Source organism: Frankia sp. R82, assembly GCF_023716925.1.
Lineage (GTDB): Bacteria > Actinomycetota > Actinomycetes > Frankiales > Frankiaceae > Frankia.
In genome coordinates this window covers 1-15388 of record NZ_JAMQQG010000058.1, presented here as the reverse complement: position 1 = coordinate 15388, position 15388 = coordinate 1, and the positions used below count along the sequence as shown (strand labels likewise).

The window sequence follows — 15388 nt, the reverse complement described above, 5'->3', positions numbered from 1 at the left end:
CGCGCCGATCTCCTCAAGACCGCCAGCCGCCTCGACCTCGCCGCATAACCGACGAACTTGCGCCGATCACCACTAGCAGCCCCAGCCGTCACCGCCCCAACCGCCGCCCCAGCCGCCGCCGCCCCAACCGCCGCCCCAGCCGCCGTCGCCCCAGCCGCCGCCGCCCCAACCGCGGCGCCAGCCCCAGCCGCCGCCGCCGAAACCGATGACGAATCCGTGGGTCACGGCCTGGAACGAGCCCTGCGCACGCAGAGCCGGTGCTTCGTACTGCGCCATCATGAGGAGTTCCTCCGTTCCTGTCCTTACCGGACACGGTCGTAACCGATTGTCACGGCCATGTCACTCATGCTAGGCGGCGGGTGTTCAGCGTCGGTTCAGTCGTGTTGTGTGCGCGGGCTGGGGGCGCTGACGGTGCTGGTGGGAACGTTGCGCGGGCGGCGAATGAGGAACGCGGCGCTGGTCGCGGCGAGCAGGGCAAGGGCGGACAGCGCCCAGCCGATGCCGCGCTCGGCGTGCCGGGTCGCGCCGTCGTCGCCGGCGAGGGTGAGAAACAGCGTGCCGACGGTGGCCACGCCGATGACCTGGCCGAGCTGCATCAGGGTGAGCAGCAGGCCGCTGGCGTCGGGAGCGTCCTCGACCGGGACGTGCTCCAACGCCACCGACATGATCAGCGGCATGACGCCGAGACCGAGGCCGACCAGCGCGGTGACGATCTCGTAGCCCACACCGCCGTCCGCGGTCGGTCCGAGGAACAGGTAGGCGACGGCGGCGAAGGTGAGCCCGAACGGAATCGCCGACCGACGCCACCGCCCTGAAAGTCGCGGCACACTCAGACTGACCAGCGCGAACGCCCCGACGCAGGGGATGAACGCGAGTCCCGAGCGCAGTGGGCTCATGCCCAGCTGGCCCTGCAGGTGCAGGGTCGTGGTGAACAGGAACGCCCCCCACGTGGACGGCGCGAGCAGCAGCGCCCCCCCGGCGGCGGGCAGGCCCGGGGCACGCAGCACCCGCGGGGAGATCAGCGGACGGCCACCGCCCGTGGCGACATGCCGTTCCACCAGGACGAACACCGCGGCGAGCACGGCGGACACGCCGAGCGAGGCGAACGTCCAGGCGGGCCAGCCCAGGTCGTGCCCGAGGATCAGCGGCAGGACGAACAGCAGCACCGCCGCGCTGAGCACGGCCAGCCCCGCAAGATCGAGTGTGGGCTCGCGGTGGCCCCGGTCGGCCGGCATCACCTGGGGCGCGACGAGCAGCAGTAGAAGGCCGATCGGTACGTTCACCAGGAACACGGCCCGCCAGCCACTGCCAAACAGGTCGGCGCTGACCAGCAGTCCACCCACGGCCTGCCCGACGACCACCCCGCCGGCGACGACCGCGGCGAAGTAGCCGAGCGCCCGGTTGCGGGCGGCTCCGGAGTAGGTGCGCTGGATCAGGCTCATCACCTGCGGCGTCATCAGCGCCGCGCTCGCCCCCTGGGCGAACCGGAACCCGATGAGCGATCCCGTCTGCGGAGCGAGCCCGCAGGCCGCCGAGGTGAGGGTGAACGCGGCGAGTCCGGCGAGGAACGCGCGCCGATGCCCCAGGATGCCGCCAAGGCGCGCCCCGGTGATCAGCAGCACCGCGTAGCTGATGATGTACCCGGCGGCGACCAGCTGCAGGCCGGCGTCGGAGACATTCAGGTCCGTCCGCAGCGTCGGCAGGGCGACGTTGACGATGCTGACGTCGAGAATCGCCATGAACTGTCCGACGAGCACCACCCCGAGCATCAGCCCCGCCGGCGCCCGCCGGACCGGCGGATCACCGTGACTCGAGGTGCTCGCGGGTGTTCCGGCCGGGGCCGGGACCGGAGCCGGGATCGGAGCCGGGATCGGAGCCGGGATCGTCGGAGGCGAGACGGTGGCGGAGGGCGAACCCGCGGTCTGGGCGGGAACCGAGGTTGGGACGGCCGTCGCGGCCGTGAGGGTGGCCCTGGCCGGGGTGGCGGAACGGAACATGCTCCAGATCCTGCGGCCGAACGGATACCAGTAACGAGAGCCCGTTGATACTGGTACTGACAGCACCTGGCACATCCACGCCTGACCGGCCACGCTGGACCCATGACGACGACGCCGCCCTGGCCCGCCCCCGGTTCCGGTCCCCGGGTCCTGCGGTCCGTCCGTGGCGCACCGCCGAACCCCGGGCTGTCCGACCGGCTGGCGACAGACCGGCTGACAACTGACCGGCTGGTCGCCGATCGGGGGGCGTCGGACCGGTATGCGCCGCAGCGCCGGGAGGAGCTCGCGTCGTTTCTGCGCAGCCGGCGCGGGCGGATCACCCCGCACGACGTGGGCATGCCGCCCGGCCCGCGCAGGCGCACCCCGGGGCTGCGTCGCGAGGAGGTCGCCCAGCTCGCCGGGGTGGGTGTCACCTGGTACACCTGGCTGGAGCAGGGTCGGCCGATCAACGTCAGCGGTCAGGTTCTCGATGCGGTGGCCCGTACCCTGCGCCTGGACGCGGCCGAGCGTGTCCACCTGTTCCGCCTCGCCGACGTCGCACCACCGCCGTCCACCGGGGATGCCTCGGTGGACCTGCCGCCCGAGGTCCGCGGGATTCTCGACGGTCTCGATCCGCTGCCGGCCATAGTGACCAACACCCGTTCCGACGTGCTGTGCTGGAATGACGCCTACGCCGCCCTGCTCCCCGGGATCGTCGAGGCGGCACCGCCGCGGCGCAACACGTTCTGGTTCGCCTTCACCACGCCGCCGTGCTGCAACCCGCTGCGCAACCTCGACGAGCAGGCCGCCGAGTACGTCGCGATCCTGCACTACCGGTACAGCCAGCATGTCGGCGAGCCGGGCTGGCAGGAGTTCGTGCAGGGCCTGAGCGAGGCCAGCGAGCTGTTCGCCCGGCTGTGGGCCACCCACGACGTCGCCCCACCCCGCCCGTGCGACAAGGTCTACCACTACCCGGCCACCGGCGAGATCGATCTGCGCGCCACCCACCTCGACCTCAGCGACCGCACCGGCGTCCGGTTGACCGTTCTCACCCCCGTCGACGAGGCCAGTCGCACCCGTCTGGCCTGGCTGCGCGCCCACCCCGAGGCCGCCCGCCCCGACCACGCTCACTGAGCCCACCCACCTCGGCCGGCTCGCTCGCCCCGGCCGGCCGATCACCGGCGAGCCCCCGATTGTTCGGGGGCAGGCCCGGCAGACCGCCCGTCGAGCACGGCGAGCCCCGGCGACGGACGGGTTTCTGGGCCTTTCCGGTCGGAGATCGGCGGATTGCCGGGCGGCTGGGGGGTGGCGTGCGTCGCGCCTGGTCGTACAGTCAGGCCGTGACCATGCGGGACAGCCCTGCGCGCGACGAACCCGGCCCCGTGCCGTCGTCGGCCGCACCGGTGCCCACGTCGGCGGGCCGCGGGCCCGGCGCCGGCGCGCCCTACACCCCTGGTGAGATCGTCGTACACCGGTCGTTCACGACCAAACGGCTGGTGTTCGTCCGCACCGGGCATGTGATCGGCTACGACGAGCGCGGCCTGCGACTGTGGATTCCGCACGGCTGCCCGATGGCGGTGGAGCTCAGCGCCGACGGGCGGGGCCTGCGGGACATGCCGTTCGCCGAGTGGGTCCGCCAGCCGACGGTGATGACGACCTCGGTGTGGCGCGGCCCGAACATCTTCATGCTGGTTCCACTGCAGGGCGCGCATTCGGTCTGGTGGTTCTGGGACTGGCAGGGCCGCTTCGTGCGCTGGTACATCAACCTCGAGGAGCCCGCGGTCGCCTGGCGTCGCGACGGGCTCGTCGGCGTCGACACCACCGATCACGACCTCGACGTGTGGGTCACCCCCGCGCACACCTGGGAGTGGAAGGACGAGCACGAGCTGGCCGAGCGCCTGGCCTTCCCCGAGCACTACTGGGTGAGTGACCCGGATGCGGTGCGGGCCGAGGGAGAGCGCCTGCTGCGCCTGGTCGAATCCGGCGCCTTCCCCTTCGACGGAACCTGGACGGACTTTCGCCCGGATCCGTCCTGGGAGACCCCGACGAGCCTGCCGCCCGGCTGGGACCGCCCCCGGGCCTGACTCGTTCCTATGCCCACCGCCCTGACCGCAGGCGCCCGCCACGGTGCCACCCGGGCGGACCGGAAACAGCCGCACCGGAGCCAGCGGCGGAATCTGCGTCGCCCGCCGTTCCCGCCTCGCAGGTCTACCCTTCGTCGCCGTCCCGCCCGGCGTCGCCAGTAGGCTCCGCGCCGCCCACGGTCGGGATGGCCGCCCATCCGGACCAGCGCAGATGCGACACGATGATCGCTGGGCCGGTCGGAGGCAGGGACTGGTACTGCGGATAGCGGGCCGCGAGGGCCTCGACGGCCATGGTGTGCTCCTGCTCGCCGGCCAGCACGATACGCGCAAGACCGTCCGCGCGTGCCCACCACAGCCGTGACCAGTCGTCATCATAATGATCAGCGAGCAGGCTGACGGCAGGATTGGCAAGGATGTCGCGTAGGCGGCGCAGACCTGTCCTGGTTCGCTTCGGTCTGTGGTCGACCACGGTGACGATCGCCGCGCCGCCGCTGTGGTCAACCGCCTCGAACCGGGCCAGCGTGACCGCGAACGTGACCGGCACGACCAGTGGCGGGCCACCCAGGCCGCTGGTGGCCAGCCGCGCCACCCGCGCTGCCGCGAACCGTTGCCGGGCCTGGTCGCTGTCGAACCGCACGATGCCACCTCCTCCGTCGTTGCCACGCGACCCCCGTGTGCCTCGACTCGTGTGCCTCGACCCGTGTGCCTTGACTGCTCCGGCTGCCGCCGGCCCTTGCTGGACTCGAGATCGAACATATGTTCTCATGGGTTCATGCGTTGGGACAACCTCCGACTCGCGGACGCGGAGCCGAGCGAGGCGGGAACGCCGCCGGTTCTGCTGGCCCGCGGTGCGGTGGCCCGTACCACCGACACCCCGAGTTCGCGGGCGTCACGTTCCTCGAGGTCCAGGCCCGTTCGGCGCTCAACCGCGTGCCGCCGGCGTACCGGATGCCTTTTCGCTGGACGATCAATCCCTATCGCGGCTGTACGCACGCCTGTCGGTACTGCGTCGCCCGCTCCACCCATCGCTGGCTGGATCTCGACGCCGGGCACGACTTCGACACGCAGATCATCCACACCGATCGTGCCGCGTCCACGCCCCGGTGCCCGCGAGTGGTGTCTGGCCTGGCTCGCCGAGCATCATCCGGCATTGGTCGGACCGTACCGGCGGCGGTACGGCGACGGTGCCTACGCCGCCCGTTCCTACCAGGAACGGATCGCCGCCCAGGTCCGTGAGCTCGCCGAACGTGCCGGAATCGGGGCCGGTGCACCCCGTTCCGCGCCGCGCGGTATCGGGCGGGCGGCTGCCGTAGGAGGTCAGCACCTGGTGGTGCCACCGCGGGGGCAGCTGGCGCTGCCCGGAATGGACGGCTGACGGTGGCTGGAGAGCTCAGAGCTGCGGTCCTCGCCGGGGCGATGGCCGTGCTGGGCGGGTACGTCCGTACCGCCGCTCGGGCGTACGCGAGACTGGCGGGATGTCCGCCACGCTCATCGCCTCCGGCCTCACCGTCACCCGCGGTGGGGCGACCATTCTTGACGGGATCTCCCTCACTGTGGCGCCCGGCGATCGGATCGGCGTGGTGGGTCCCAACGGGGTCGGTAAATCGACGCTGCTGCGGGCCCTCGCCGGGCTGCTGCCCCTCGACTCCGGCCGCCTTGATCTTGCGCCGCCGAGCGCCGGTGTCGGCCTGCTGCCTCAGGAACCCGACCGTTCACCGGGCGAGACTCTGCGCGCCTTCCTGCACCGGCGCACCGGAGTCGCCGCCGCCCAGCAGGAACTGGACGCCACCACCGAGGCGCTTGTCGCCGGCGGCCCCGGGGCCGACGACCAGTACAGCGTGGCGCTCGAACGCTGGCTCGCGCTCGGCGCGGCCGACCTCGACGCCCGTGCCGAGGAGGTCTGCGCCGATCTTGGGCTGCCCGCCGACGCTCTCGACAGCGAGACCACGACGCTGTCGGGTGGTCAGGCCGCCCGCGGGTCACTCGCCAGCGTCCTGCTCTCCCGGTTCGACATCACCCTGCTCGACGAGCCCACGAACGACCTTGACTTCGACGGTCTCGACCGGCTCGAACGCTTCGCCCGCCAGGTCTCCGGAGCGCTCGTCGTCGTCAGCCACGACCGGGAGTTCCTCGACCGCACCATCGACACGGTCGCCGAGATCGACCCGCACCAGCACGGCCTCACCCTGTTCGCCGGCGGCTGGTCGGCGTATCTGGAGGCCCGCGAGGTCGCTCGCCGGCAGGCCCGTGAACGCTTCGAGGACTATGCCGACGAACGCTCCGACCTGGTCGCCCAGGCACAGCGGCAGCGAGAGCAGTCCGTGCGCGGGGCGGTGCGCGCCAAACGGCGCGCCCCCGACGGCGACCGGGCCGCCCGCGGCGCGCGGATCGAGGCCGCGACGAAGAGCGCAGCCCGGGTCCGTTCCATCGAAAGCCGCCTCGACCGGCTCGAGGCGGTTGACGAGCCGCGCAAGGAATGGCAGCTGCGTATGTCGATCGCCACCGCGCCGCGGTCCGGCGACGTGGTGGCAACGCTGTCCGGCGCCACGGTGCGCCGGGGCGGGTTCACCCTCGGCCCGGTCGACCTCACCGTCGCCTGGGCTGACCGGATCGTCATCACCGGGCCGAACGGCGGCGGCAAGTCGACGCTGCTCGGCGCGCTGCTCGGCCGGGTCCCGCTCGACGACGGTGGTCAGTCGCTGGGCTCCGGGGTGCGCCTCGGCGAGATCGACCAGGCCCGCGAGCGCTTCCGCGGCGAGCAGACCTGCGTCAGTGTCGCCGAGGAGGCCACGGGTTGGCCGGCCGGGCAGGTACGGACCCTGTTCGCCAAATTCGGCCTCGGCGCCGACCAGGCGATTCGGCCTGCCGCATCGTTGTCTCCAGGTGAACGCACCCGAGCCGGCCTGGCGCTGCTGCAGGCCGTGGGCGTCAACTGCCTCGTTCTCGACGAGCCCACCAACCACCTTGACCTGCCCGCCATCGACCAGCTGGAACAGGCCCTCGAGGGCTACGCCGGCACGCTGCTGCTCGTCACCCACGACCGGCGGATGCTCGACGCCGTGTCGGTCACCCGCCGGCTGCACGTCGCCGACGGTCGGGTCAGCGAGCAGAGCGTCTGACCTGACCGGCTGACCAGGACCGTCGGATGGCTGACGCCGCCATACCCTGGCGGCCGACGGGGCCCGAGTGCAACAGTGACGCCATGACACAGAACGTCCCGCCCGGCTGGTATGCCGATCCGAGTGGGCAGCACGGTTCCCGGTGGTGGGACGGCAACCAGTGGACCGACCACACCCAGCCCACCCCGCCGCCTGTCGCACCCGGCCAGCCTCAGCAGGCAGACCAGTCCCGGTACGCGGGCCAGGGCCAACAGCAGCACGCCGTTCAAGGTCCGCACTCCGGCCAGGGCCAGCAGTATGCGGGCCAGCAGTATGCGGCAGGTCAGGGCCAGCAGTATGCAGGGCGGGGCAGCGGTGCGGGCGCGGTGGGCTGGGGGACGCCGCAGGGCGTCGTGCCGGCGCCCGTGCAGACCAACCACACCCCGGAGCGGGTGCAGCGACAGGTGCGTGAACAGGCGGGGTTGCCGGCCGCCGGGCCGGGCGGCGGGTCGCTGTTCAGCGAGCCGGTTCTGGTCGTCAACCAGAAGAGCAAGATCATCGAGGTGACGAACGAGTACGCCGTCTTCGACCAGCAGGGCCGTCAGATCGGCTCGGTGGTGGAGGTCGGGCAGAGCGCACTGAAAAAGGCGGTGCGGGTGCTCTCCTCGTGGGATCAGTTCCTCACCCATCGGCTGGAGGTCCGCGACGCGGCCGGCGTGCCGCAGTTGCTGCTGGTCCGGCCCGCGAAGGTCTTCAAGTCGAAGGTCATCGTCTCGACGCCCGACGGCGCCGAGCTCGGCACGATCTCTCAGCAGAACGTCTTCGGCAAGATCCGCTTCGACCTGCAGTCCGGCGGCGCCACGATCGGAGCGATCAAGGCCGAGAACTGGCGGGCGTGGAACTTCTCGATCGTCGACCACACCGAGACCGAGGTCGCCCGGGTCACCAAGACCTGGGAGGGCCTGGTGCGGAACATGTTCACCACGGCCGACAACTACGTCGTCCAACTGCATCGCCCACTGCCGCAGCCGCTGCTGAGCATGGTCGTGGCCTCGGCCCTCACCATCGACACCGCCCTCAAGCAGGACAGCCGCGGCCTCGGCTGACCCGACGGTTCCGCGGAACCGGCCCGCCGACCCTGCTGGCCCACCCGCCGGCTCCGTCTGTCGTGCGCACGCTGTGGCAGACATGGTGGGAAAGCAGGGCGAAGGTCCTCGTGAGCGGGAAGTTCCTCGTGAGCAGAGTGGCGGCGGGACGGGGCGGGACGGTGATGGACGAGTCGGTGGCGCGGGCTGGCGACGGGGTGCGGCGGGACAACGTGGTAGCGCGCCGGGCGGCCGTTCGGGCTTCGCATCGATCGGCGTGGTGGGAGACTGAACGTGTGAATGCGCACGGGACGTGCCCGGAAGGCCCGCCGTCGATGACCCCGGACATTCAGCGGGTGCTGGTCGTCGGTAGCGGTGGCGCGGGAAAAAGCACGCTGGCGCGGGAGATCGCACGCAAGGCCGGCCTGCCGGTGATCCATCTTGACCGGTACTTCTGGCAGCCGGGCTGGGCCGCCACGCCCGTGGAGGAGTGGCGGGCGGTCGTCGCCGGGCTCGTCGCGCGGCCGGCGTGGGTGATGGACGGCAACTACGGTGGCACGCTGGACCTGCGCATACCGGCTGCCGAGCTGATCGTGTTCCTGGACCTGCCGCGGCGGGTTGCGATGATCCGGGCGGTGCGTCGCTGGGCCCGCTGGCGCGGGCGGACCCGTCCGGACATGGGCGCCGGCTGCCCGGAGAAGATGGACGTGTCGTTCCTGCGGTGGATATGGACCTACCCGCGGGAAAGCCGCAACCGGCTGCTGCAGGCCCTGGATGCGCACGGCGCCGCAGCCCGGGTCGTGCGCCTGTGCAGTCCCCGTGAGGTGCGGGCGTGGCTCGGCGCCGCGGCGGCGCCGGCGCTGCCGCGCATGCGTCCGCTGTCCGCCGGCACCTGAGACGGCCGGGCGCTGACCCTCGGCGGTTGTGGGTCAGCGGCGGGCGAAGAGTCTCGCGGTGGAGATCCGGTCGCCGGGGCGGGGCCGCTCCTGGTCGGGCAGGGCACGCAGCCGGTCGAGCGCCGGCACAACGGCCCGCGCCCACATGACGTCGTCGAGGTCCCACAGGTGGGACCAGACTCGGGCCTCGACCTGGTCCGCCGCCTCGCGCGGGGAGAGGATGCCACGTTCCTCGCGTGGGAAGGTGAACTCCTCGACCAGGCCAAGGCCGTGGGTGGCGGCGAGCGCCGGCAGCGCGCCGGAACGGTCCTCGCGAGCACGGGCGGTGTCCAGGTCGGCGCGCAGGTCCCGCAGCACGGCACCGACGTCGCTGGGGCGGGCGAGCTCCCCTCCGCCGACGACGGCCAGCCGCCCGCCGGGGCGCAGCACCCGCGCGAGTTCACCGAGCACCGCCCCCGGATCACCGACCAGGTGCAGGACGTGCACGGCCAGGCTGGCGTCGATCAGCCGTTCGCCGGGCAGCCGGTCGGCCAGCGCGGCGGCGACGCGGCGACCGCGTTCCTCGCCGCCGCGGGTCGCGTCGTAGCGGTGGGCGATACGGTCGAAGTTCACGGAGGTCGCCACGCGAGCCACGCTATGACGGCGGACGGCGGGCGGCACCGCCATCCGGGAGATCGTGAGGGCGAAGGGCCGACATGAGTGCAGTGATCATCGATGGTAAGGCCGTGGCCGCGCGGGTGCGGGCGGACGTCGCCCGGGACGTCGCCGAGTTCCGCGCGGCGACGGGGCAGCAGCCGGGGCTTGCGACGGTGCTGGTCGGCGACGACCCGGCATCCGCGGTCTACATCGGCGGCAAACGTAAGGCGTGTACCGAGGCCGGGATGGCCGACCTGCACCAGCATCTGCCCGCCGACACCGGGCAGGACGAGGTCGCCGCCCTGCTGGACGCGCTCGCCGCCGACCCGGCCGTGTCCGGCATCCTGCTGCAGCTGCCCGTCCCGAAGGGTCTGGACGGTTCGGCGCTGGTCGGGCGGATCCCGCCGGGCAAGGACGTCGACGGGCTGACCACCGCGAGTGTCGGCCTGCTTTCCCGCGGCCTGCCAGGCCTGCGTCCGTGCACCCCGTCAGGGGTCATCGAGCTGCTCGATGCCTACGAGGTGCCGCTTGAGGGGACGTCCGCGGTGGTCGTCGGCCGTTCGGAGCTGGTCGGACGGCCCGTCGCCCAGCTGCTGGCCGACCGCAACGCCACCGTCACCATCTGTCATTCGCGCACGCGCGATCTCGCTGCGGTCACCCGGGGCGCGGACGTGCTCGTCGTCGCCGCCGGCAGGCAGGCCATCATCGGCGCGGACGCGGTGAAGCCCGGCGCGACCGTCATCGACGTCGGCATGCACCGTACCGAGGCGGGGCTGCGTGGTGATGTCGCGTTCGACGAGGTGCGCGAGGTCGCCGGCTTCCTCACGCCCGTCCCCGGCGGGGTGGGGCCGATGACGATCGCGATGCTGCTGCGCAACACCCTGCAGGCCGCCCGCGCGGCCGCCGGGGTCACCATCCCGGCCTGACGGGCTCGCCATGGATGGCGGACGAAGATCGTGACGTAAGGTTACGGATTCTGTCATCCATGGCGGTTCGCCATGATTTTTCCAGCGGCGTTCCGGAGCGAACGTCGTTTCCCCGAGGCCGCGCCACCGCCCTCGGGCATTTCCTGCGTGCCAGGCCGACGGGCCCGGAGATTGTTGCGGAAAGCACAGTCGAGGTAACCCAAAAGAGCTATCTGGGCCTAGCCAATTCGGGCACATCATCCCATTTACTGCCATCGTCCCCTTCGCGATGTCCGTCGAGAACAGCGACGCGCGACGGCTGGTGACCCGCGGTACTCGCGAGTCGGCGCGGCTAGGGGTGTGGTGTGCGCCAGGTGCCCGTCAGCATCGTGGTTCCCGCGTTCAACGAGGCAGCCCGGCTGCCCCGGTCACTGCCCGTCCTGATGCAGGCGTTGCACCACCATCGTCTCGCGGACGCCGAGGTGATCGTGGTCGACGACGGCAGCGCGGACGACACCGCCGAACTGGCCGCGGACCTGCTCGGCGACGCACCACACCGACGGGTGATCAGCCTCCCGGCCAACCAGGGCAAGGGTGCGGCCGTGCGGGCCGGAGTCGCCGCCGCCACCGGCGAGGCCATCGTCTTCATGGACGCCGATCTCGCCTCGGACGTCGCCGACCTGCCGAACCTGCTGGCGGCGTTACGCGACGCCGAGGTGGCCCTCGGTTCCCGCCGCGTCGGTGACGGCGCGCAGCGGGCCACGGGCCGTCGACTGGGCAGCTGGCTGTTCCACCTGATCGTCCGGCTGCTGGTACCCGTGGGCGTCGCCGACACCCAGTGCGGTTTCAAGGCGTTCCGACGCGCCGAGGCCAAGGTGCTCTTCGCCCGTACCCGGGTCACCGGGTTCGCCTTCGACGTGGAGGTCCTCGCACTCGCCCGGGCGCTGGGCTACCGGGTCGCCGAGGTCCCGGTGCGCTGGATCGAACAACCGGGCGGCCGGTTCCACGCGCTGACGCACACCCCGACGATGATGGTCGAGCTTGCCAGGATCCGGCAGTACGTCCGCCGGGCCGGCCGCGAGCTGGCCACCACCACGGCGTCCACCACCACGGCGTCCACGCCGTCCGGACCGTCCCGCACGTCCCGCACGTCCCGTCGGGCGTTGCTGAGGATCGCGCTGGGGCACGTCCTGCTGTTCGTCCTGCAGGCGCCGGGACGGCTGACGGCGGACACGAAACTTCCGCTGGCGGTCAGTCCGGCCCGGTTCCTGGCCGCGGCGACCCAGCTGTGGGATTCGTCGGCGGACTTCGGAGCCGTTCCCAACCAGGCGTACGGCTATCTGTTCCCGATGGGGCCGTTCTTCCTCGCCGGTCATCTGGCCGGCCTGCCGGTGTGGCTGGTCCAACGACTGTGGATGGCGTTGCTGCTGACCGCGGCGGCCTGGGGGGTGGTGCGGCTGGCGGACGCCCTGGGGATCGGCGCGCCGCCGGGACGGGTGCTCGGCGGGCTCGGCTATGCACTGTCCCCGATGTTCCTCGGCAAGATCGGGGCGACCTCCGCCGCGGTCATGGGCGCGGCGATGCTGCCGTGGATCGTGACGCCGCTGGTTCGCGGCCTGCAGGCGGTGTCACCGGCCGATCGGCTCACGCCGCGTCGGGCGGCGGCGCGCTCGGGGTTGGCCGTGCTGTGCATCGGCGGCATCAATGCCAGCGTCGTGCTTGCCGTGCTGGTCAGCCCGGTGGTGCTGCTGGTGCTGGCCGGTAACTCCCGCCGGGCCTGGGCGGTGCGGGGCTGGTGGGTCGCCGCCCTCGGGTGCGCGGTCGCCTGGTGGGCGCTGGGTCTGCTCGCGGTGGGCCGGTACGGGCTGGACTTCGTCCCGTTCACCGAGACCGCCGAGCTGACCACCGCCACGGCCTCCCTCCCGGAGGCGCTGCGCGCCGCCACCGACTGGATGGCCTACCTGCGGGTGCCCAGCGTCTGGCTGCCCTCGGCCGCCGACTACGCCGGCGCACCGATCGTCATCGCCGGGACGTACCTCATCACGGCGATCGGTCTGTGGGGACTGTCGCGCCGCGACCTGCCCGGGCGCCGTTTCCTCGTGGTCTGTTTCGGGGTGAGCACGGTGATGATCGTCGCGGGCTATCCGGGGGCGCTCGGCGGGCTGGTGTCGTCCGACGTGCGCGCCCTGCTCGACGGTCAGCTGAGCCCCCTGCGCAACATCGCCAAGTTCCAGGCCGTGGCCCACCTGCCGATGGCGCTCGGACTGACCCATGCCGCCGGCATCGCGGTCGCCCGCTCCCGGCGGCGGGCCGCTCCCGGTTCGGTCGCGCGCCCGCCGGCCGGACCCGCGATGCCTGGAGGTGCGGGGGATGGACTGGTCGGACGGGGACACGGAACTGGGCGGGGACGCGGAACCGGGCGGCCGTCGGTAGGCACCGCACTGCTGGTTGTCACGGTGAGTGCGCTGGTGGCGAGCAGCCTGCCGCTGCTGCGCGGCCAGGTGCTGCAGCCCGGGTCGTTCGACCGCGTGCCCGCCTACTGGCCGCAGGCGGCGCACTGGCTGGCGGACCATCCCGGCAACGGACGCACCCTGCTGCTGCCGGGCGCGCCGTTCGCCCAGTACGACTGGGGCCGCCCCCTCGACGAGCCGATGCGCTGGCTCGCGTCGACCCCATGGGGCGAACGCAGCCTCATCCCACTCGGTGGGGTCGGCCTGACCCGCTGGCTGGACGCCGTCGAGTCCTCCCTGGCCGGGGACGGCCGGGGCCTTGGCGTCGCCCTCGCCCGCGCCGGCGTCGGGCAGGTGCTGATCCGCAACGACCTGGCGGACAGCAACTGGGACGTTCCCCCGTCCACCGACGAGGTCCACCAGGCGCTGCTCGCCGGGGGACTGCGTCCGACGGCGATGTTCGGGCCGCTCGTGGCCGGGCGCGCCGGCAACCGGGAACGGGTGCTACCGGTGGGTCGGCAACGCCCGATCGGCCAGGCCCCGGCACTCGAGGTGTGGACGGTGCCCGGTGGTGCCCGCCCGGTGCAGGCCTACCCGGCGGCGGCCGCACTGGTTGTCTCCGGCGGTCCGGAGGCGGCGGTCACCCTCGCCGAGCACGGCCTGCTGCCCGCCGACCGCGCCACCGTCCTCGCCGAGGACCTTGGCGATCCCCGCGCCCCGACGACCGGGAAGCCGGGCACGGTCGCCGCGTCCGCCCCGCTCACCCCGTCCGCCGCGGTGCTCACCGCGACGACCGGCCTCGCCGTCACCGACACGTTCACCCGCCGCGACCACAGCTTCGGGGTCGTGCACAGCGCGTCGTCCTACCTGCTCGGACCGGACGAACAGGCCGCCGGCGCCACCGGTCCGCCACGGGACTGGACCGACCGGCCACCCGCCGGGCACCAGACGGTCGGCAGCTACCTGGACGGCAGGTCGGTCTCGGCGTCGTCATACGGCTACCTGCTGCGGGCGGCGCCCGAACTGGGCCCGGCCAGCGCCGTCGACGGCCGGCCCAACACCTGGTGGACGGCCCGGCCCGACCCGCGCACCGGCTCGGAGGGGGCGTGGCTGCGCGTCGACGTCGGCACGCCGGTCCGGGTGCCCTACCTGGCGATCACGCTGCTCGCCGAGACGCCGCGCCGCCCGGTGGCCCACACGATCACGGTGACGTCCGCCGCCGGCTCGGTGGACACCCCGGTGGCCGCGTCCGACCAGCTCCAGTACGTTTCGGTGCCCGCCGGGCCGAGCTCCTGGTATCAGGTGACCCTGCGCGACGTCACCCGCGGCGGCGGCGAGCTGATGGGCGCGGGCATCCGCGAGCTGGGCGTGCCCGGCCAGAGCTTCACCCACTACGCACAGACGCCCACCGACGCCACCGCCCTGTTCGCCGCGCGGCCGACCAGCCCGGTGATGTTCGCCTTCGACCGGACCCGCGAGGACATCACCGAGCCGTTCAGTGCCTCGGAGGAGCAGGCGATCGTCCGACGTTTCACCGTGCCCCGGGCGATGTCGTTCACCCTGTCCGGCAGCGCGACCGCCCTGCCGAGCCCGGCCGCCAACGGCCCCGCCGCCGCCCGGCGCAGCTGGGAGTGCGGCCAGGGCCCGGTTCTCGACGTGGACGGCGTCCGCTACCCGCTCCGGGTCGAGGGCTCCGCCGTGGACGCCGACGACGGACGGCCACTGCGGTTCACCGCCTGCACCCCCGACGGCACGGTGGTGCTGAGCGCCGGCACGCACCTGCTGCGAGTGGTCCGCGACGACACCGTGCCCCTGCTGGTCGACACGATCACCCTCGTCGGCGGTGCCGGGGCCGCCCCGCCCGGCACCGCCGGTGCGGCGGTGCGGTCGACGTCGGTCGGGCAGTGGACGGCGCAGCGGCGCACTGTCGAGGTCGGTGCCGGTGGGGCGTCGTTCCTCGCCGTGCACGAGAACGCGAACCTGGCCTGGACGGCGCGCCTGAACGGCGTGACCCTGCAGCCGGTGCGCCTGGACGGCTGGCAGCAGGGCTGGCTGCTGCCAGCCGGCGCCGCCGGCACGGTCATCCTGGAGAACCGGCCCGGAGAGGTCTACCACGCCGGCCTCGCCGTCGGCCTGCTACTCGCCCTGGCCCTGCTGGCCGGCGCCCTGATCCCCGGCCGCCGGCAGCCATCCCGGCTGGCCGGCCGGCGGCCCGTACCGGTGCCGGCGCGGCCCGTCCGGCTGCCACGGTGGGGGGC

Annotated in this window: 11 protein-coding genes and 1 pseudogene; 8 read left to right on the top strand and 4 right to left on the bottom strand. The window is 72.8% G+C overall.

The window, feature by feature from the left end; all coding sequences use genetic code 11:
• Window positions 1-72: 72 nt before the first annotated feature.
• A complete protein-coding gene (locus ND747_RS13140) occupies window positions 73-279 on the bottom strand; it encodes a lasso RiPP family leader peptide-containing protein (protein WP_251733813.1) in 207 nt (68 codons plus the stop codon).
• Between the two features lie 95 nt (window positions 280-374).
• A complete protein-coding gene (locus ND747_RS13135; protein WP_251733812.1) occupies window positions 375-1997 on the bottom strand; it encodes an MFS transporter in 1623 nt (540 codons plus the stop codon).
• Window positions 1998-2099: 102 nt separating this feature from the next.
• On the opposite strand from ND747_RS13135, the gene ND747_RS13130 reads away from it, so the two are divergent.
• On the top strand, window positions 2100-3110 hold the full coding sequence (locus ND747_RS13130) for a helix-turn-helix transcriptional regulator (protein ID WP_251733811.1): 1011 nt from the start codon (window positions 2100-2102) through the stop codon (window positions 3108-3110).
• Between the two features lie 212 nt (window positions 3111-3322).
• Window positions 3323-4060 carry a DUF402 domain-containing protein gene (locus ND747_RS13125; RefSeq protein WP_251733810.1) on the top strand — a complete coding sequence of 246 codons (738 nt, stop codon included), beginning with the start codon at window positions 3323-3325 and terminating at the stop codon, window positions 4058-4060.
• Between the two features lie 124 nt (window positions 4061-4184).
• Here the strand turns inward: ND747_RS13125 and ND747_RS13120 are convergent, their stop codons facing one another.
• On the bottom strand, window positions 4185-4697 hold the full coding sequence (locus ND747_RS13120; protein WP_251733809.1) for a TIGR03668 family PPOX class F420-dependent oxidoreductase: 513 nt from the start codon (window positions 4695-4697) through the stop codon (window positions 4185-4187).
• Between the two features lie 135 nt (window positions 4698-4832).
• Here ND747_RS13120 and ND747_RS30110 point away from each other — a divergent pair.
• The 4 genes and pseudogenes from ND747_RS30110 (at window position 4833) to ND747_RS13100 (ending at window position 9139) form a co-directional block, all read left to right on the top strand.
• Window positions 4833-5435 (top strand): annotated as a pseudogene (locus ND747_RS30110) (hypothetical protein).
• A gap of 100 nt (window positions 5436-5535) precedes the next feature.
• The gene (locus ND747_RS13110) at window positions 5536-7179 is read left to right on the top strand and encodes an ABC-F family ATP-binding cassette domain-containing protein (protein WP_251733807.1); all 1644 of its coding nucleotides are present in this window, start codon (window positions 5536-5538) and stop codon (window positions 7177-7179) included.
• 83 nt (window positions 7180-7262) lie between these two features.
• Window positions 7263-8264 (top strand): phospholipid scramblase-related protein, encoded by a 1002-nt coding sequence (locus tag ND747_RS13105; protein ID WP_251733806.1) that lies wholly within the window; start codon window positions 7263-7265, stop codon window positions 8262-8264.
• A 314-nt stretch (window positions 8265-8578) separates the two neighbouring features.
• On the top strand, window positions 8579-9139 hold the full coding sequence (locus tag ND747_RS13100; RefSeq protein ID WP_251733805.1) for an adenylate kinase: 561 nt from the start codon (window positions 8579-8581) through the stop codon (window positions 9137-9139).
• A 33-nt stretch (window positions 9140-9172) separates the two neighbouring features.
• Here the strand turns inward: ND747_RS13100 and ND747_RS13095 are convergent, their stop codons facing one another.
• Window positions 9173-9763, bottom strand: coding sequence for a methyltransferase domain-containing protein (locus tag ND747_RS13095; protein ID WP_251733804.1), 591 nt, complete (start codon window positions 9761-9763; stop codon window positions 9173-9175).
• 71 nt (window positions 9764-9834) lie between these two features.
• Between ND747_RS13095 and folD the strand changes: the two genes are divergently transcribed.
• Both folD and ND747_RS13085 read left to right on the top strand, forming a co-directional pair.
• Window positions 9835-10701, top strand: a complete 867-nt coding sequence (gene folD, locus ND747_RS13090) for a bifunctional methylenetetrahydrofolate dehydrogenase/methenyltetrahydrofolate cyclohydrolase FolD (RefSeq protein WP_251733803.1) — start codon at window positions 9835-9837, stop codon at window positions 10699-10701.
• A gap of 353 nt (window positions 10702-11054) precedes the next feature.
• Window positions 11055-15388: alpha-(1->3)-arabinofuranosyltransferase family protein (locus ND747_RS13085; protein WP_251733802.1), on the top strand; the 4334-nt coding region annotated here is incomplete at its 3' end.